The organism is Chryseobacterium sp. T16E-39, assembly GCF_002216065.1.
Classification (GTDB): Bacteria; Bacteroidota; Bacteroidia; order Flavobacteriales; family Weeksellaceae; genus Chryseobacterium.
Genome location: NZ_CP022282.1, coordinates 26,598 through 45,432, shown reverse-complemented (window position 1 = coordinate 45,432; position 18,835 = coordinate 26,598). Strand labels below are relative to the sequence as shown.

Genomic DNA, 18,835 nt, shown 5'->3' with positions numbered 1-18,835 from the left:
AGACAGGTGAAAACCTGTCTTTTCTGTATCAAAATAATACGGATCCCATTGTGAAAAAGGAAATTTACGGAACCCGAGGCTATGTTGAAGCTCTGGAAAAATTTACGAAAGCCACTCTTTCGATCGATTTTTTTGAGCTCCATCAGGATTTTATTCAATTTATTCCTAAAAAACCAGGTTCTATTCTTGATATTGGTGCCGGAATAGGAAGAGATGCTGCTGTATTTTCTGAAATGGGACATTCTGTGACGGCAGTAGAGCCTCTACAAGAGTTCCGAACACTAGGAAAAGAACTGTTCCCGGATTCTACTATTGAATGGCTCGACGATTCTTTACCAGAGCTTACAACATTAAAAAATTCTGATATCTTATTTGATTTTGTATTAGCATCAGGAATCTGGCATCATCTTGCCCCTGAAGAGCAATATCTTTCTATATCCAAAATTGCCAGTCTTACAGCTCCCAATGGTATTTTTGCGCTAACTCTCCGAAATGGACCAGCAGGTGTGGGAAGTCATATTTATGATACCAATGGAGAAAAAACAATAAGACATGCCGAACAATTGGGATTCAAGACCCTTATGTTCCTTGAAAACCAGCCTAGTCTGATAAAAGGTAAAGAAAATGTAATGTGGTCAAAATTGGTATTCCAAAAACAGCCTTCATAAGGTATAGCTTACATAAAATCCTGTCTTCAAAGACAGGATTTATATATTTAATTTTAGAAAGTTTATTTTAAGTACGTCTCATAAAGATCATTTCGTCGGTCTTTGAGGATCTGCACGGAACCGTTATAATGGAGATCTTTTAAAAGATTTAAATCTACGTCTACAATAAGAGTCATTTCTGTATTTGGAGTAGCTTCTCCCTTTATGGCATTTGATGGAAAGGCAAAATCCGAAGGGGTAAATACAGCCGCCTGACCGAACTGGATATCCATATTATTTACTCCGGGTAAATTCCCTACACATCCTGCTATTGCAACATAACATTCATTTTCAATGGCCCTTGCTGCCGCACAGTGGCGCACTCTCATATAGGCATTCTGTGTATCTGTCAGATAGGGAACAAACAAAATTTTCATCCCCTGATCTGCCAGGATTCGGGGCAGCTCCGGAAATTCCACATCATAACAAATTACAAGTCCAATTTTTCCACAGTCTGTGTCAAATACCTTAATCTCATTACCACCCTTCATTCCATAATACTTTCTTTCATTGGGTGTGATGTGTATTTTACGGTATTCATCAATCCGTCCATCACGGTGCATCAGATAGCTCACATTATAAAGATCATTATTATCTGAATCAAAAACAGGCATACTTCCGGAAATAATATTAACATTGTAACTGATTGCCAGTTCTGAAATTCTTACCTTGATCTGCTCGGTAAGCTTAGCCAATTCAATCATACTATCTCTTTCTGACAGCTTATTAAATGGAGCTAATAAAGGAGTATTGAAGAGTTCCGGAAAAAGAACAAAATCTGATTTATAATCACCCATTACATTCACAAAGAACTCAACCTGCTCGTAAAAAGCATCAATATTCTTGAAATGTCTCATTTGCCATTGGACAAGACCCAGTCGAATGATACTGTCCTGCATTGTATTGGGATTTTTGCTGTAATAGATATTATTCCATTGCAGAAGAACCGCATTTTCCTTTGAAGATTCGTCTTCCGGAAGGTATTTCTTAAGAACTTTAATGGGTAAGAAATTATTGGATAGCTGAAAAGACAAAACAGGGTCATAAATTTCTTTATCCCTTACCCTTCTAATATATTCTCTTGTTGATAATTCATCGCTATATTTGTGATAATTGGGAATCCGACCACCAAGAACAATGGATTTCAGATTCAATTGCTCGCACAATTCTTTTCTTGCATCGTATAATCTTCTTCCCAGCCGTAACTCCCTATATTCAGGATCTACAAAAACCTCAATACCATAAAGAACATTTCCTGTGGAAGAATGGGTATTAAAAGTATAATTTCCCGTAATATCACTGTAGGTATGATCATCTCCAAATTCATCATAATTAACAATTATGGATAAAGCTACAGCTGCCAGTTTACCATCTACAGTAATACAGATCTGGCCTTTAGGAAATATCTTCGTTAATTTTTCGATGCTTTTTTTAGACCAGACATATTCTGACATTTGCGGATAAGCACGCCTCATGGTTTCAACTAATCCATCATAATCCTGAACGCTTAAAGTCCTTGTATCTACTTGCATTTGATATAAATTTTATTAAATTTAGGTAAAATAAATCAAATTGTAAGCCGAACTTTCTCCTATTATCGGGTGTTTTTTATTCTATTGGATAATTAACAAACAACCTTTATTCTTTGGAATACTGATCTCCTCATCCATGTTAAATATTTTCGCTTCTTGAAAATCCTTAATTGCAGGACGACTCATTTTCAGGTTTTTTGGATTCAGTCCTAATTTTTTCCAATCCACTTTTAATCTTACCTGTGTATCATCCGGAGCCCAACTCGCAAGTGAGATCATTACTTTTTTACCTTGCTGATAAATGGTAGCCAATACTGCAGGGTTATCTGTTTTAACAGGATTATCATTCACCCAGTAGCCAATCATTTTTGATCCTTTGATTCCAAAATCATCCCAGGCTTTCCAAAGATGGGTCGGATTGCTTTTTCCAGACCAACCCAGGCGACTGGTCATACCGTAAAGCATTCCCCGCCATGGATTTCCATCATCCTGTAGCATTTCTCCCATCAACCCAAAAGGAATACCGCTCACTTCCGTTAACAGAAATTCAGGACTGTTATTATTATAATCGAAATATTCACCAAACCATAAGCGATTGATATAAGGAAAATGTTCAAGATAAAGATTAGCACTATTATTAAAACCATCTTTATCATTGTATTGATTGGCAGAATGCAGATCAATGATACCGGGATGTCCATTTTGTGTCATCACCCTTTTTATTCTTTTCATCGTTACCCTATCAAAGGCTACATCATCGAGGTAAATCCCATCAATCCCTAGATTATTAACCAGCCAATTCATTCCTTCCACATAATAATTATGCCAACGATTCATCCCACTGTTGATGATGGCCGCATCTTTAAACTCAGGCACATACCAGGCTGCTATATAATTGTCATGAAGATGTTCCTGTAGCCATGAGTAACCGCCTCCTTTTCCGGAAGAAAAAACTTCCTGTCCCAGGCTTTTTACAGGATACAGCTCATACATTCTGTTGGATACCTCACGAATCGTATTGTAGATCTTCACCTTAAGCCCTTTTTCATGAGCCTTAGCGATATACTCTTTCATTTCTTTAGTTGCTACGAAAGGATAATTGATATAAGGGTTGATCTCATTACCATGATGAATATTGATCACATTTGCACCACTGGCTTTAATTGTATCAACTGGTTTATAAGCATGATAAAAACGGTTGTTCCACTGCTCCTCAGTATTGATAGGATGAAATGGGGTGATCAACAAGTGAAAGTTATAATAAAGCTCCTCCCCTTTTTTCATATTTCTGGCACCGCTAAAGCTATTGACCAAAACACCACCTTCCATTTCTTTAACACTCACTCCTCCCTTGTTGTCATTCCCCCATGAAGCAGGAAGAATCAAAGGTTTTTGCAGATAAAAATTGGTATTGAGGGGTCTCGAATAATTTTGATCGCGTAAGGAAAATTGTATTCCGGCATTTACATTTCCCAGCCATGCCCCATCCTGATTTTTCTTGGCAACATCCCATTTCCATTCAAAATTTTCAGGTCTGTATCCTCCTTTCTGACCCAATCCCATCATATAAGTTGCTTTATCTTTTGCAAAAGGGATCTGCATGGCAATATCCTGAAGAGCAATATCATTCAATGCAGTGATCTTCACTGTATATTCCATAAAACCATCAAATTCGATAGAACCTTCAACCTGCATTTTCAGATTTTCTGAAGTGCTTGTACTGCTCCAGGACACTTTACCTTCCTCTTGTCCGGCAAACTGGATTCCTGAGCTTTTCCAATTATCGATATTTGTCCCTGAGCTTTTTGTCACAAAATGAATAGGCTTGTTGAGTAGAGGGTTGGCTCTTTTTCCAATCGAGGTCATTTCAGGAGTAAAGAAAGTCTCAATCTGTTTCGGAAATCCTGAACCATCTAATATTACTTTTCTTCCCAGCAATGAAATCTCCTGTCCTTTAACCTGTAAAGGTGTATAGGGTTTTATTACGGTATTGCCTTGTGCCAAGGTTGAGTTAAGCCATGGCAAACGGGTCATCTTCCAAGGCTCATCGAAACCTTTATTAACAGCCTTTCCTTCACCTACGGTCAATATAATTTTTACCATTTGTGCGGCCGCATTTTCAGGCTGAACCATAATTGTTCCTTTGTAAGTTCCCGGAGATGTAGTTTCCGGAATATCAAAACCACACCAAAAAGCTTGCAGATCATCTTTTTTCACATCTACATTAAGCTGAAGCTGGTCTCCATTATACCCTATACCATCCGTATTAATGCAATTAAAATATTGAGATTCTATAGTAGCTCCTAAAACATTTTTTAATGAAGAAGCTATAATTTTCACTTTTTTAAGATCCGTTTTAAGAGGTAAAACTCCGATTTGGAAGGCATAAAACATTCCTCTTTCCGTTTTCCCCTGTAGCACCGAGGAATTTTTTCTACCATCTACCCAATGTTGAGGGATTCTATTCATCTTAATCGGATTCTCCCTAACTTCAGGGAAAATAAGATAAGCCTCATTCTGATGTTTCGCTTTATATTGATCGACTTCTTTTTGAGTAGCGATCATCTCCATCGGTTCATTGCTGTCAAATGAATCCACCGATTCTATTTTTAATAGATTGGCCAATGGCATCTCTACTTCCTTTCCTGTTCCTTTATCATTCTTTTTCAGATAAGATGCTGTTGGATAATTAGTCCTTTTGTCAAGCTGATAGGGAAGAAAGTAAACATAGTAAATTCCTTTTCCTGATATTGGAGTGAAAATGAATGAACCTTCTTCCTCATTGACATTCAGATAAGTGTCCGGCTCATATTGTTTCTGAGTGAGACTGTCTATAATAATCAGTTTCTGATCTGAACTTACTTTTACATTTCTCCATGGAATAGTAGCTTTGGCTTGTTTTGTAGATGCTTCCCATCGTAAAACGGCCCGCTGATTTCCCAATTCATCAGCATTCCATTTCTGGGTTCGAGGAGGATACATGTGCTGTGCTGAAATTAAATTAGGAAAAAAAATTCCTGTAAGTAATAGTGGAAAAAATGTTTTTAAAAGCATATTAAATTGAATAAAATGGTAAAAACTGTTTCTGTTTTCCAAATTTAGTATAAATCAAAATACATAGAAAATATTTAATCCCTCTAACGTAAATATTTAAAAGGAAAGGCTTTAAAAATGCTTATTGTAAAAAACAAAACCTCCCCGAAGGGAGGTCAAAAACACAAATGATGAAAAAAAAATTATTATATCTATTCAATATAAATCATGTAATTCTTGTACAAAGGTACGGTGTAAAAAATGAATTATCCATGAGTATAATCATAAAAAATCAAAATCCTACTAAAAAAGTAGGATTCTGTTTTTTTTATTTTCAAATTAGGATTATTCCCACTCAATCGTTGCAGGTGGTTTACTTGAAATATCATACGCCACTCTGTTGATCCCTCTTACTTCGTTGATGATCCTGCTTGAAACAGTATCTAAAAACTCATAAGGAAGTCTGCTCCACGTTGCCGTCATAAAATCGATGGTATTTGCAGAACGAACTACAGCAGTGTATTCATACGTTCTTTCATCTCCCATTACTCCAACAGATTTAACAGGTAGTAATACTACAAAAGCCTGAGACACTTTTTCGTATAGGTCATTTTTGTATAATTCTTCAATGAAAATATCATCAGCTTCCTGTAGAATTTTCACTTTTTCAGCATCAACAGCTCCCAAAATTCTGATTCCTAAACCAGGACCAGGGAAAGGGTGTCTGTGTACCAGATGATGAGGAATACCTAATTCTTCTCCAACTTTTCTTACTTCGTCCTTGAAAAGCTCTCTAAGAGGCTCCAAAAGTTCAAATTCCATTTCCTCTGGAAGTCCGCCTACGTTATGGTGAGATTTAATTACCGCAGAAGGTCCGTTTACAGACTGACTTTCGATAACATCAGGATAAATCGTTCCTTGCGCTAAAAACTTAGCGCCTTCAATTTTATGGGATTCTTCATCAAAAACATGAATAAATTCGTTTCCGATGATCTTTCTTTTCTGTTCTGGATCGTCTACTCCCGCTAATTTTGTTAAGAATCTTTCTGAAGCGTTAACCAATTTAATGTTCATATGGAAATGCTCTCCATAGTTTTCCATTACTTTTACATCTTCATTCTTTCTCAATAAACCTGTATCAACAAAGATACATGTCAATTGATCTCCGATTGCTTTATGGATCAAAACTGCCGCTACGGAAGAGTCTACCCCTCCGGAAAGCCCAAGGATCACTTTATTGTCTCCTACTTTTTCTTTGATCTCAGCTACTGTTTTTTCAATATAATTGGTCAGTTTCCAGTTTTTCTCTGCATTACAGATCGCGAAAACAAAGTTTTCAAGCATTTTCCCACCTTCTTCAGTATGAGAAACCTCAGGGTGGAACTGAACGCAATAAATTTGTCTCTCAGGATTGGATATAGAAGCGATAACACCAGATTTTGCATTCAATTCAAATCCAGCGGGTAAATCACCCACCTCATCAAAATGGCTCATCCAAACAACAGAGTTCTGGCTTACCCCTTTTAATAAAGCATTTTCTTTAATAATATCTAAGTGAGCCTTTCCATACTCTCCTTTTTCTCCTTTGTTTACTTTACCACCTAAAACATGCGCTGTAAGCTGCATTCCGTAGCAGATACCCAATACAGGAATTCCCTGCTCGTATAACGCTTTCTCAACCAGGTGAGCATTTTCTGCATTTACTGAACTTGGACCACCTGAAAGGATAATTCCTTTCGGCTGGCGTTCTAAAATTTCTTGTAAAGGTGTATTGTAAGGTAAGATTTCAGAATATACACCCATCTCACGGATTCTTCTTCCGATAAGCTGGTTGTACTGTGATCCGAAATCTAATATGATAATACCGTTGTTCATTTTTATAATTGATTTGTTTGAAAGATATCAGATTTTAGACATCAGATATCAGATTTTTAGGTCTGAAGTCTTGAATCTAGCATCTGAAATCTTATTTCTAATATTAATTGTTTTACAAAAAAAGACTTGGAAACGTTCCAAATCTTTTTTTATGATTTTTATTAAAACTTTCCGATATCTTCTCTGTAGAAACTGTAATCGAAGTGAACCGGAAGTGCATCTTCGTATACTTTCTTGCGAGCTTCTTCGTAAGTAGCTCCAGTTGCAACCAGGTTAAGAACTCTACCTCCATTAGAAACAACTTTGTCTCCTTTTCTGATAGCTCCTGCATGCAATAACTGGCTATGTTTTACTTTGTCTTCTCCTTTGATCTCAAAGCCTACTTCAATGTTTCTTGGATAACCACCTGAACACATTACCAGACATACTGCTTTTTCGTCTTTAAACTTAAGCTCAATGTCTTTACCATTCATACAGTCATTGATAACATCTAACAGGTTGTTTTCCATAAGAGCCATCAACACCTGAGTTTCAGGATCTCCGAATCTCATGTTGTATTCAAGAAGGTAAGTTCCGTTTTTAGTCACCATCAATCCAAAGAAGATAATTCCTTTGAAGCTGAATCCTTCTTCTTTAAGACCATGAACCGTAGGTTCTAAGATGTTCTTTTCGAAATCAGCCTGATGTTCTGCCGTAAATTCCGGGCTTGGTGCCACAGATCCCATACCTCCTGTATTTGGTCCTGTATCACCGTTTCCAGCTTTTTTATAATCTTTGGCAGCAATACAAGGGAATAATTTTTCACCGTTTGAGAATGCTATAATAGATGCTTCAAAACCTTGTAAAAATTCTTCGATAACTAAACGGATACCCGCATCTCCATAAATTCTGCGAATCATGAAATCATGGATCGTAGCTTCAGCTTCTTCTAAAGTATCACAAATTACAACACCTTTTCCACCAGCTAAACCACTTGCCTTAATTACTAAAGGATATTCCTGAGTCTTTACATACTCTTTAGCCTCATTATAGGAATCAAATACAACAGCTTTAGCTGTTTTAATATCATAGGTCTGCATAAATTTCTTAGAGAAAGCTTTACTTCCTTCAAGACTTGCTACTTTCTGGCTTGGACCAAAAACTTTAAGATCATGCTTCTTAAATTCATCCTTCAAACCAGCTACAAGTGGAGCTTCAGGACCTACGATCGTCAAATCCACTTTTTCTTTGATAGCAAAATCTCTAAGTTCTTTAATTTCCGACAAATGAATATTTTTCCCTATTACATCCGTACTTGCATTTCCATTAGCAAAAAACATTTTAGTAACTCTGGAGTCATTATGAAGTTTCGCTGCCAATGCAGACTCTCTTCCACCTTCACCTATAATTAAGATTCTCATACTTTATTTAATTATCTAGTCTATAATATACAAATATATAATTTTGAAAGCGATAAATGCCACCTCAAAACTACTTTTTAATTCTAATTTAATTAATGTAAAAAATGTCTAACTCCAGTAAACATCATTGGAATTCCGTGTTCGTTTGCGGCTTCGATGCTATCCTGATCTTTTACACTACCTCCCGGCTGAATGATTGCTTTGATACCTTGCTCAGCGCAGAAATCTACTACGTCACGGAAAGGGAAAAATGCATCTGAAGCCAGTACAAGATTTCCGGAGAATTTCTCCTTAGCTCTTTCAATTGCCTGTTGAGTAGCCCAGATTCTGTTAACCTGTCCACCACCGATTCCAAAGGCCTGAATTCCGTTGGAAACAACAATCGCATTTGATTTTACGTATTTTACTACTCTCTGAGAGAAAAGCAATGCTTTTTTCTGCTCTTCGGTAGGTTGTACGTCGGTTACTACTTTAATATCCTCAGAAAAATAAGTATCATTATCCTGAACTAAAATACCTCCGTCAATCTTCACCCAAGTCTGCTTATCAGAAACCGGATTAACGATTTTTATAATTCTCAAGTTTTTCTTTTTTCTCAAAACTTCTAAAGCTTCCTCATCAAAATCAGGAGCCATTACAATTTCAAGGAAAGTTTTATTTAATTCTTCAGCAGTCACTGCATCGATCTTGTAGTTCATTGCAACAATTCCGCCAAAGATTGAAATTGGATCACATTCAAAAGTTTTTTGATAAGTTTCCAATGCAGAAGTTCCAATAGCAACTCCACAAGGAGTAGAATGTTTCACTGCACAACAAGCCAATTCTTCTTTGAATTCGGTAACTACTTTCCAGCAAAGGTCCATATCGCGAAGATTGTTGAAAGAAAGTTCTTTTCCTCCAAGCTGTTCGAAATCTTTCATTGCTCCGTTTTCGAAAGTAGAAACATAGTAAGCAGCAGTCTGATGAGGGTTTTCACCGTATCTTAAGTCAGCTGCTTTTTTGTAAGAAGCACTTAAATAAGTAGGATATTCTTCTTCTAAAAGCATTCTTGAAATAGCAGCATCATAAGCAGAAGTAAGGTTAAATACTTTACCAGCCAATTTTTTACGGGTTTCAATATAGGTATCTCCGTTCTGCTCCATTTCAATTTTTACTGCTGTATAATCTTCCACGTCAGTAATTACAGTAACAGAGTCAAAGTTTTTAGCTGCTGAACGAAGCATAGAAGGACCACCGATATCAATAAATTCTACCTTTTCATGTAAAGAAATGTCTTTGTTTACATTTTCAAAGAAAGGATAAAGATTTACGATAACCATATCGATCAAACCAATTCCATGTTCCTGAACCGTCTTCATGTGTTCCTCATTCGAACGAACAGCTAATAATCCGCCATGAACTTTTGGGTGTAAAGTTTTCACTCTACCATCCAACATCTCAGGGAAGTTGGTCACCTCATCGATCTGAATAGGATTTAAACCTGCTTCTTTCAAATGCTTGAATGTTCCTCCAGTAGAAATCAATTCGTAGTTCTGGGCTTCCAGAAACTGAGCGAATTCTATTAATCCGTTCTTGTCAGAAACACTGATTAAAACTCTCTTTTTACTCATTTTACTTTCAATTTTTTACTTTTCACAGCCATTTCAAACTGTATTCCCGGTCTTTCACCTCCGGATTTACTTTTATTTACTTAGATTTTTTTAAAACAATATTTTACAGATTCAGGGCTATCTGTTTTTGCAATTATAAATTTTGAGATTCTTATTAATTGCTTACTTCTTAAAATTTTGAGAATCAACATCCTTTATAAAATTAATGACTCCATTCATAAAAACTTTTTGATCGTCCCACATTGCAAGATGACTTCCGTTTGGACAATAAAGGTATCTTCCTTTTTTCACCAATTTGCTTTGTTCTTCCATCGCTTTTGGATCCATCGTGTCATATTTTGCACCGATCATTAATGTCGGAATACTGATATTGTGCAACTGGTTCTTAACATCCCAGTTTGCCAAGCGTCCGCTGATTCCAAATTCGCTCGGTCCCTGCATCAATGTATACACATTTGCATTAGCATGTTTTATCGCCCGGTTTAATCCATCCGGCCATTCTTTCAAGCGGCATATATGCTCATTGTAAAAATTAGGAACGAGCAATTCCATATAACGTGGGTTATTGAAATCTTTTTTTGCTTCGATTTCTCTTATCTCTTTCAAAACTTCCGGCTTCATCTGCTTTGCCAAAACGTCCTCTGAATATTTGCCATATTCCGGTGCACTGGCAACCATATTGGCAACGATTAATCCTTTTAAATTTTTCTGATATTTCAGCGCATATTCCATGGCTAAAATTCCACCCCAGGAATTACCCAAAACATAAAAATTAGACTGGTCTCCACCAATTGCTTTTCGTACCTGTTCTACTTCATCTACAAAACGATCCGTCGTCCAAAGTTTGTCATCCTTCGGTTGGTCACTGTAATAAGATCCCAACTGATCATATTCATAAAACTCAAAACCTTCTTTCTGGAAGAAAGTTTCAAAGCATTCCATATATTCGTGCGTCATTCCCGGACCTCCGTGTAAAAGCAAAATTTTGATCTTCGGATTGCTCCCGAAACGTTTTGTCCACACTTTAAAGTCTCCGGCAGGTGTCGTGATTGGAATCATCTTCACTCCTCCTGATTCAATAGAATCTCCATAATCAAAATACTTTTCTATTTTGATCTCCTGATCTTTCGTTGCAACCTTGTTACACGAAAACAGGATAAAAACAGTCAAAAGAGAAATAAAAATTCTCATTGTCATTTTATTGGTGTTTATTGGTGTTGATTCTTGAGTACTTTATTGATTGCTATCGGAAATATTTCATATTCAATCTTATGTACTTTTTCAGCTAATGTTTCCGGACTGTCACTTTCTGTCACTTCAAATGATTTCTGAAGAATTGCTTCTCCTTCATCAATTCCGGGAGTTACAAAATGAACGGTTGCACCACTTTCTTTTTCTTTAGCTTCAATAACCGCATGGTGAACATTCATTCCCCACATCCCTTTTCCTCCATATTTAGGAAGCAAAGCAGGATGTATATTAATTATTTTACCATTCCAATGTTCACAAAATTCAGGTTTAAGAATAGACAGGAAGCCCGCCAATACAATTAAATCTGTATTTTCAGGAATTACTTTAGTCAATTCGTTACTAAAATTTTTCCCTCTTGGAATAAGAATAGTATCTATGTTATGATTTTTTGCTCTTTCAAGTCCGTAACATTCTCTATCTGCAACAACAAGAGATACTTTTGCATTTTGGATTTCTCCGTTGTCAATGGTATCTAAAATCCTTTGAAGATTGGTTCCGGAACCTGAAACGAGTACAACGATGTTTTTCATTAAGTTTAGATGCTAGATGTCAGACACTAGATACTAGACGAAAGTCTGGAATCTGATATCTGGAATCTGAAGTCTTTAAAATGTTAAATTAATTTTCTCGCTTCCTTCAGTAATTTCTCCTATTTCGTAAGCATCATCTAAAAGATGTAATACTTTTTCAGCATGCTGAGGATCGACTACAACGATCATCCCTACTCCCATATTGAAGGTTCCGAACATTTCTTCACGTGCTACGCCACCTCTTTTTTCCAATTCAAGCATGATACTTGGAATCTGAATTTTTGAAGCATCAATAGAAGCACATAAACCATCACCAATAATTCTTGGAATATTTTCATATAAACCTCCTCCGGTAATGTGAGCGATCCCCGCAACCTTTACTTCTTCAATTACTTTGTGAATGTCTTTATAATATAATCTGGTAGGAACCAAAAGTGTTTCGTATAATGGTTTTCCTTCAAATTCTTCGTCAAAATTCGGGAATACTTTTCTTACTAACGAAAATCCATTAGAATGGAATCCTGAGCTTGGTAATGCAATGATTTTATCACCCGCTTTTATTTTAGAACCATCAATGATCTGATCTTTCTCAACAATTCCTACACAGAATCCGGCAACATCATAATCTCCTGGCTGATACATTCCCGGCATTTCAGCAGTTTCTCCACCAATTAATGCACAGTTGTTATCTTTACAAGCTGCCACCATTCCTAAAACGATTTCTGCAGCAATTTCAGAATCCAATTTTCCACAAGCCAAATAATCTAAGAAGAATAATGGTTTAGCACCGTGGCAAAGAATATCATTAGCACACATTGCGAAACAATCTACCCCAATAGAATCATATTTTTTAGAATCTAAAGCTACTTTAAGCTTTGTTCCTACTCCATCTGTACCTGAAACCAATACCGGGTTTTTATAACCCCCGATCTCATAAAAAGCACCAAAACTCCCCAAATGATTCAATACATTGGAATTGTGGGTTTCACCGACCGCTTTTTTGATCTTATCAACGGTTTTGTATCCTTCTTCTTTGTCTACTCCTGCAGATTTGTAAGTGTTGCTCATGTTGTATTTAGATTTTAGATGCGAGATCTCAGATTGCAGACTATTGTAATATCTGTCATCTGATGTATCTTATCTTTTATATTAATTTTATTCAAAACTTTGAAAATAAAAAAGCCGACAATCTTAGTAGATTATCGGCCAGTATTTTATCTGAGAATTTTAGAGCCCACAGTTTTCCCTTTTATTGAAAAACATTCTTTGAAAGTGGACTGAATTTTCATCTCTTTTCTTTTTGCAAAAATAGTAATTTTAAATTAGATTTCAAATTCTATTTTTCCAAGATTGTTTCAATGGCAGAAATCTTAATAATTTTCTCTCTTAACTCACTGTCTTTTTCCTCATTAGATATTTTTCCAGCCGCTTTATCAAAATTATCATTGAAGAAAGGAAGCGAAAATGTTTCTACCACATTTCCACCGTGGAAAGGAAAACGTTTACCAGCAGCTTCCAAAACTCCGGCTCCTCCTCTACCACCAGGTGATGTAGACATTAAAAGCATAGGCACTTCATTCCAAACCGTTCTGTCTTTAATTCTAGAAACCCAATCGAATACATTTTTAAAAGCCGTTGAGTAAGTTCCGTTATGTTCAGCTAAAGAAACCAACAATAAATTGGCACCATCAATCTTTGCAGCAAAATCTTTTGCTTCCTGAGGTACACCACCAGCTAATTCTCTTTCATGCTTATAAATTGGCATTTCAAAAGGATTTAAATCGATTACTTCTATTTCTGCTTTTTCTCCAAACATAGAAGCGGCATAAGATACCAAGTGCTTATTCATTGATGCTTCGGAATTACTTCCTGCTATTGCTAAAACTTTCATTCTATTTAATTTTTTTAATGTCTACAAATTTAATTTTTATTTCAAATAAGACGGTAATTCCATCGGAACTTCCATCAATAATATTTCTGTATCCTCAACAGCCTCGATGTTAAAACTCTGAGTATCCCAAATACCTAATCCATCTCTTTCATTTAAAACCCGGTCACCTACTTTGGCGCTTCCTTTTAATACAAAAGCATAAACTCCGTTTCCTTTTTTATTGAAAACATAGTTTTTACCATTCCCTTTCGTAAAATTCGCCAGGTTGAACCATGCATCCTGGTGAATCCAAACACCATCATCATTTTTATTGGGTGAAAGAATCTGCTGGAATCCATTCACTTTTTCCCCTTCTTTAATGCTTTTCTGATCGTATCGAGGTTCTACATTCAATTCTCTTGGGAAAACCCAGATTTGTAAGAATTTTACTTCTTCATCTTTGTTTTTATTGTATTCACTATGTTGAACACCAGTTCCGGCACTCATCACCTGAATTTCCCCTTTTTTAATAACAGCCGTAGTTCCCATTGAATCTTTATGCTCCAAATCTCCCTCTAAAGGAATAGAAATAATTTCCATATCTCTGTGAGGGTGGGCTCCAAATCCCATTCCCTGAGAAACGGTGTCATCATTCAATACTCTTAAAACTCCAAAGTTTGTTCTTTCAGGATTTTGATAATTCGCAAAACTGAAAGTATGGTAACTGTTTAACCAACCATGATTAGCATGGCCTCTTGAATCTGATTTATGATATACTGTTTTCATCTTTGATTAATTATGATACAAATGTAGGGAGTGTGGGTGGGATGGATGTTGATGTAGGATAAGAAAGAGAATGAGTTGAAAGTTGAAAATGGAAAGTTGATAGTTGATAGTTGTAAATTTTGATTATAAATTTAGAATTTTCCAAGAGAGAGTTTTTTGTTTACCCGAAGCATTTATTAGCCGACCTTGTCATTCCGTAGGAATCTAAACATTTTAAAGTTTAAAGAATAATATAGATTCCTACGGAATGACAAAGATTGCGTTTATAGTTTAAAGCCTTACGCTTTAACATTTGAGTCATTTTGCCTCTTAGTTATTAACCCTTTTAGCTACCATTATCAGCCACCTCTGTCATAGTAGTCCCAAAAATATGTTGCCGATGATTTTTCCCCCACTCACTTAATGATCCTATAACCGGATGCAACGTTTTGGTATATTCTGTCGGCAAGTATTCAATGGAAACGGGATAGGTGTCTTTCACTATTCTCTCAACCAAACCATTTTGCTCCAGATCTTTTAATTCTTTAGCTAAAACTTTTGATGTAAGTTTAGGAATACTTCGTTCAATTTCTGTAAAACGCTTATTTCCGGCATTCAGGGAAATGATAATCTGTAATTTCCATTTGCCGCTAATAATATCCAGGGTATCACGAACAGGTTTCAAGACCTGCATGCATTCTTTATGGTTGGGTTGCTTTTCCATTTTTTCCACTTTCCTTTAGGTAACTACTATACTTTTGAAAGTAAATTTACAATAATTTTGTCATTAATAATCAACAAAAATAAAAACAAAATGGCAAACATTTTAAATATCAAAACAAGCATCAATGGTGAAAATTCGATAAGTAATAAGCTTTCTGAAATTCTTATCAGTCAATTATTAGAAAAAAATCCTGGAAGCGAAGTAGTTGTTCGTGATTTGTCTACAAATCCGATCCCTCATATGGAAATTAAACATTTTGCATCACTTGCTATTCCTGATGAGGAAAAAAATAATGACCAAAAAAATGCATCAAGATATTCTGATGAAGCTTTAAAAGAAATTCAGGAAGCTGATATTATCGTGATTGGTGTTCCTTTTTACAATTTTACTTTTCCCTCTACTCTAAAATCCTGGATCGACAGTATTGCAGTTGCCAATAAAACATTTTCCTACAGTGACGGAATACTGAAGGGATTATTAAAGAATAAAAAATTGTATCTCAATCTGGCAGTGGGTGGAATTTACGATAATGGAATTGTTGAAAATATGGAACATTATCTAACAACTTTATTCGGATTCATCGGAATTACAGATATTGAAATTTTCAAATCTGAAGGAACTATGATCCCTCAACTTAAAGAGGAAAATTTACTTAAAACCGTTTCAGAAATAGAAGCTGTTTTCGCATAATTAATGAAAACTATTAAAGTTTCGGACTTGTAAATTAAAAGCGGATTCACTCAGATCCGCTTTTATTATTTTAAAATGCTTCTTTAATCTTTGAATTCCGCTTAAGATAAAAGAGCAAAACGCAAATGATGAGCATAAAAAAGATTAGAAATTCCAATATGATAGAAGTATCATTTGAAAAGCTACCTAAGACATTGGTTACAACACCAGTCCCGATCTGATTGGCCGCCATCATAAACCCCGACACCAAGACAGAAAGTGTAGGAAATTCTACCGTTCCCCAACCAATAGATCCGGGGAAAATACTTCCCATGAAAAACCCAATAAAGAACATTAGGAATAATAGGATATTTATATTGGGATCGATTAACATTATAAAAAGAAAGCCTGCTACCCAAAGAGGCGAAGTAAGAAAAACATAAGACAGGTCAAACCGTTTTGAAAAAATTCCAAATAACAGTCGATTCAAAGCAATGCCTCCCCAAAATAGAGAGAGCCCAAGACTGGCTTTATTATTATCTAAACCCTGATTTTTAAGTATAATTCCTCCAAAACTTCCGAAAGTACCTTCTATACAGCCATACAAAACAATAGCAATAAAGAAAATCCATAATTTTCCCGGAGTTTTAAAATGGTTGGGAAGCTCAAAAAAAGATCCTTTCTCTAATTTTAAAAATAAAAAAGCTGCAAAGGCAATAACCACCACAACAAATATACTTCCGGGGAGGTACATCCAGTTTTTAACACCTCCTACAAGGTTTATCATTAAAGGAGAAGTAGAAGTTCCCAATCCAACTAAAAACTGTAAAATCAAAATCGCAGAAGACCTTTTATCTTCAAACAAACTTGCCGCTAATGGATTCAGTGTTGTGATAGAAAGACCAAATCCTGTTCCCGTAAATGCTACCAAAATCATTAATACAGGAAATAATAAGGACTTAACACCAATGAAATGATGGAGCAGCCACAAACTTCCTGTGGATATAATCATTAATAAAAGACCGGCAACCAAAACTATTTTAGGTCCTGTTTTATTAACTAAAAAAGGAGCTCCCAAACAGGAAAGAATAATACAGATCACCTGTGGAATAAATAGATTTCCAAACTGTGACGGAGTTAACGCAAATAATGACTGATCCGTAAAAGCAGTTCCTAATGCCGGAAATACAACGAAATTAACTCCTGTTAAAAAAGCTAATAAATAGACAACAACAATGGTGACTGTTCTGGAGTTCATGACCTTAAAAAGAATTTTTAAGATAATCTGCTACGCGCAATGCCATAGCAATAATGGTCAATGCAGGATTTACTGCCCCGCTCGAAACAAAAAATCCTCCGTCGACGATATACAGATTTTCTAAATCATGTGCTTTACAATAGGTATCAACCACTGAAGTTTTAGGATCTGTTCCCATTTTTGTAGTTCCATTTTGATGGGCTGGAGAAGCTACATCCATTCCTTTACTGAAATAAAATCCCTTGAACAGAAAGCTTTCAAACTTGCCAGATGCTTTTAAAGCTTTGATCAGCTCTGCTTTCAACAGCTCATGTCCTTTTTGATTGTTTTCAGAATAGGTAATCTTGATCTGTCCGTTTTCAACGGTTACCCTATTTTCAGGATCCGGAAGATCTTCTGAAGTCAGCCAAAAATCCACCGCATGTTTTGCCATTAGCTCAAAAGTAAAGCCAGGTGCTGCAACTGGACTATCCGCTTTAATCTGGTGTTCATCAGATTTTCCCAACATTTGAATATGCCCCAAAGGAAATTCGTATCCTCTGTTGGCGTGGTAAAAATCGTTTATCCCAAAAGTTTTTCCAAATTTCGTGGGATTTGGTTCTGTGTACAATGCAACTAACGCTGTATTCTGATGAAACATATAATTTCTTCCAACCTGATCTGAAGTATTAGCCAGACCATAAGGAAATTGTTCGTTCTTGCTTTCCAATAATATGGCAGCGGAGTTAATAGCGCCAGCTGAAAGGATGACCAAATCTGAAGTCAGGGTTTTTATGTCACCATTTTGTTCCACGACAACTTCTGAAATTTTGGTTCCCGAATCATTGGGATGTAATCTGAGAACTTTTGTATTGATCATCAATTCTACATTGGGATACTCCAACGCTTTTGATAGTGAACAAAGATGAGCGTCACCCTTTCTTTCGGAAGCATCCGGAAAACCATCAAAACGATCTAATGTGTAAGGAGCGTTTGCAGCATTATGAGGTTTAAAATTGACTCCAACAGGCAATTCAAAAGGATGAAATCCATAATCGGTCAGTTGATCAACGATCTCTTGTATTCTAGGTTCATGAGGTAATGGCGGATTAGGATATGGTTCTGAATCAAAAGGTTCAGTGGGATCAGATCCTCTTTTACCATGAACATGGAAAAGTTTCTCTGCTTCAAGATAATACTCCTTTAAATCTTCATATTGAATAGGCCAGGAAGGTGAAATTCCTCCGTAATGTTTTATCTCTTTAAAGTCTTCTTCCCTCAAACGGAATAAAGCTGCCCCATAAAATTTAGTATTTCCACCTACATTATAATGCATTCCCGGTCGAAAGGGTTTATCATGCCTATCCAGCCATAAATCGGTGGTTGTATATCTGTTCTTTTCAAAAACCTCGACAGAGTCCCAATTTTCTTTTTCAACAGGAACATAGTCACCTCTTTCGATGATCAGAATTTTTTTCCCAGTATCGGCTAGTTTATAAGCCATTGTTGCTCCTCCTGCTCCGCTTCCTATAATGATGATATCGTACATTTTCAGTTATTTGGTTAATCTAAGTTAGAGATTTAAAGCAAGGCTTAGCTTAATTAAAAATTAAATTCTAATTGATTGTATAA

Annotated in this window: 15 protein-coding genes; 2 read left to right on the top strand and 13 right to left on the bottom strand. The window is 36.0% G+C overall.

Annotated elements, in window-relative coordinates; translation table 11 throughout:
- Window positions 1-50 precede the first annotated feature (50 nt).
- Window positions 51-668, top strand: a complete 618-nt coding sequence (locus tag CEY12_RS00180) for a class I SAM-dependent methyltransferase (RefSeq protein WP_089025767.1) — start codon at window positions 51-53, stop codon at window positions 666-668.
- A gap of 62 nt (window positions 669-730) precedes the next feature.
- Here CEY12_RS00180 and CEY12_RS00175 read toward each other — a convergent pair whose 3' ends face one another.
- The 11 genes from CEY12_RS00175 to CEY12_RS00125 all read right to left on the bottom strand — a co-directional run bounded on the left by CEY12_RS00175 (window position 731) and on the right by CEY12_RS00125 (window position 15,297).
- Window positions 731-2,239 (bottom strand): carbon-nitrogen hydrolase family protein, encoded by a 1,509-nt coding sequence (locus tag CEY12_RS00175; protein WP_089025766.1) that lies wholly within the window; start codon window positions 2,237-2,239, stop codon window positions 731-733.
- 81 nt (window positions 2,240-2,320) lie between these two features.
- On the bottom strand, window positions 2,321-5,221 hold the full coding sequence (locus CEY12_RS00170; protein ID WP_228409754.1) for a glycoside hydrolase domain-containing protein: 2,901 nt from the start codon (window positions 5,219-5,221) through the stop codon (window positions 2,321-2,323).
- Window positions 5,222-5,617: 396 nt separating this feature from the next.
- On the bottom strand, window positions 5,618-7,147 hold the full coding sequence (gene guaA / locus CEY12_RS00165; RefSeq protein ID WP_089025764.1) for a glutamine-hydrolyzing GMP synthase: 1,530 nt from the start codon (window positions 7,145-7,147) through the stop codon (window positions 5,618-5,620).
- Between the two features lie 161 nt (window positions 7,148-7,308).
- Window positions 7,309-8,547, bottom strand: coding sequence for a phosphoribosylamine--glycine ligase (gene purD / locus CEY12_RS00160; protein ID WP_089025763.1), 1,239 nt, complete (start codon window positions 8,545-8,547; stop codon window positions 7,309-7,311).
- Window positions 8,548-8,639: 92 nt separating this feature from the next.
- On the bottom strand, window positions 8,640-10,157 hold the full coding sequence (gene purH, locus CEY12_RS00155) for a bifunctional phosphoribosylaminoimidazolecarboxamide formyltransferase/IMP cyclohydrolase (RefSeq protein ID WP_089025762.1): 1,518 nt from the start codon (window positions 10,155-10,157) through the stop codon (window positions 8,640-8,642).
- A 162-nt stretch (window positions 10,158-10,319) separates the two neighbouring features.
- Entirely contained in the window at window positions 10,320-11,348 is a 1,029-nt protein-coding gene (locus CEY12_RS00150) for a proline-specific peptidase family protein (protein WP_089025761.1), read from the bottom strand.
- Window positions 11,349-11,365: 17 nt separating this feature from the next.
- Window positions 11,366-11,938: a phosphoribosylglycinamide formyltransferase gene (purN, locus tag CEY12_RS00145; protein WP_089025760.1), complete on the bottom strand. Its 573-nt coding sequence runs from the start codon at window positions 11,936-11,938 to the stop codon at window positions 11,366-11,368.
- A 75-nt stretch (window positions 11,939-12,013) separates the two neighbouring features.
- Window positions 12,014-13,006 (bottom strand): phosphoribosylformylglycinamidine cyclo-ligase, encoded by a 993-nt coding sequence (gene purM, locus CEY12_RS00140; protein WP_089025759.1) that lies wholly within the window; start codon window positions 13,004-13,006, stop codon window positions 12,014-12,016.
- Window positions 13,007-13,274: 268 nt separating this feature from the next.
- Window positions 13,275-13,829, bottom strand: a complete 555-nt coding sequence (locus CEY12_RS00135) for an NADPH-dependent FMN reductase (protein ID WP_089025758.1) — start codon at window positions 13,827-13,829, stop codon at window positions 13,275-13,277.
- A 36-nt stretch (window positions 13,830-13,865) separates the two neighbouring features.
- The gene (locus CEY12_RS00130) at window positions 13,866-14,594 is read right to left on the bottom strand and encodes a pirin family protein (protein ID WP_089025757.1); all 729 of its coding nucleotides are present in this window, start codon (window positions 14,592-14,594) and stop codon (window positions 13,866-13,868) included.
- Between the two features lie 325 nt (window positions 14,595-14,919).
- Entirely contained in the window at window positions 14,920-15,297 is a 378-nt protein-coding gene (locus CEY12_RS00125) for a winged helix-turn-helix transcriptional regulator (protein ID WP_089029729.1), read from the bottom strand.
- A 90-nt stretch (window positions 15,298-15,387) separates the two neighbouring features.
- On the opposite strand from CEY12_RS00125, the gene CEY12_RS00120 reads away from it, so the two are divergent.
- Complete coding sequence (locus CEY12_RS00120) at window positions 15,388-15,987, top strand: FMN-dependent NADH-azoreductase (protein WP_157676713.1); 600 nt, start codon at window positions 15,388-15,390, stop codon at window positions 15,985-15,987.
- A 70-nt stretch (window positions 15,988-16,057) separates the two neighbouring features.
- On the opposite strand, the gene CEY12_RS00115 is transcribed toward CEY12_RS00120, so the two are convergent.
- Window positions 16,058-17,224 carry an MFS transporter gene (locus tag CEY12_RS00115; protein ID WP_089025755.1) on the bottom strand — a complete coding sequence of 389 codons (1,167 nt, stop codon included), beginning with the start codon at window positions 17,222-17,224 and terminating at the stop codon, window positions 16,058-16,060.
- 4 nt (window positions 17,225-17,228) lie between these two features.
- Entirely contained in the window at window positions 17,229-18,752 is a 1,524-nt protein-coding gene (locus CEY12_RS00110) for a GMC oxidoreductase (protein ID WP_089025754.1), read from the bottom strand.
- Window positions 18,753-18,835: the final 83 nt, after the last annotated feature.

Bases quoted from the DNA above. Each gene is read 5' to 3' on its own strand.
- CEY12_RS00150 (WP_089025761.1), bottom strand. From the start codon at position 11,348: ATGAGAATTTTTATTTCTCTTTTGACTGTTTTTATCCTGTTTTCGTGT.
- CEY12_RS00175 (WP_089025766.1), bottom strand. From the start codon at position 2,239: ATGCAAGTAGATACAAGGACTTTAAGCGTTCAGGATTATGATGGATTA.
- CEY12_RS00115 (WP_089025755.1), bottom strand. From the start codon at position 17,224: ATGAACTCCAGAACAGTCACCATTGTTGTTGTCTATTTATTAGCTTTT.
- CEY12_RS00125 (WP_089029729.1), bottom strand. From the start codon at position 15,297: ATGGAAAAGCAACCCAACCATAAAGAATGCATGCAGGTCTTGAAACCT.
- purD (WP_089025763.1), bottom strand. From the start codon at position 8,547: ATGAGAATCTTAATTATAGGTGAAGGTGGAAGAGAGTCTGCATTGGCA.
- CEY12_RS00135 (WP_089025758.1), bottom strand. From the start codon at position 13,829: ATGAAAGTTTTAGCAATAGCAGGAAGTAATTCCGAAGCATCAATGAAT.
- guaA (WP_089025764.1), bottom strand. From the start codon at position 7,147: ATGAACAACGGTATTATCATATTAGATTTCGGATCACAGTACAACCAG.
- purH (WP_089025762.1), bottom strand. From the start codon at position 10,157: ATGAGTAAAAAGAGAGTTTTAATCAGTGTTTCTGACAAGAACGGATTA.
- CEY12_RS00110 (WP_089025754.1), bottom strand. From the start codon at position 18,752: ATGTACGATATCATCATTATAGGAAGCGGAGCAGGAGGAGCAACAATG.
- purN (WP_089025760.1), bottom strand. From the start codon at position 11,938: ATGAAAAACATCGTTGTACTCGTTTCAGGTTCCGGAACCAATCTTCAA.
- CEY12_RS00170 (WP_228409754.1), bottom strand. From the start codon at position 5,221: ATGTATCCTCCTCGAACCCAGAAATGGAATGCTGATGAATTGGGAAAT.
- purM (WP_089025759.1), bottom strand. From the start codon at position 13,006: ATGAGCAACACTTACAAATCTGCAGGAGTAGACAAAGAAGAAGGATAC.
- CEY12_RS00130 (WP_089025757.1), bottom strand. From the start codon at position 14,594: ATGAAAACAGTATATCATAAATCAGATTCAAGAGGCCATGCTAATCAT.
- CEY12_RS00120 (WP_157676713.1), top strand. From the start codon at position 15,388: ATGGCAAACATTTTAAATATCAAAACAAGCATCAATGGTGAAAATTCG.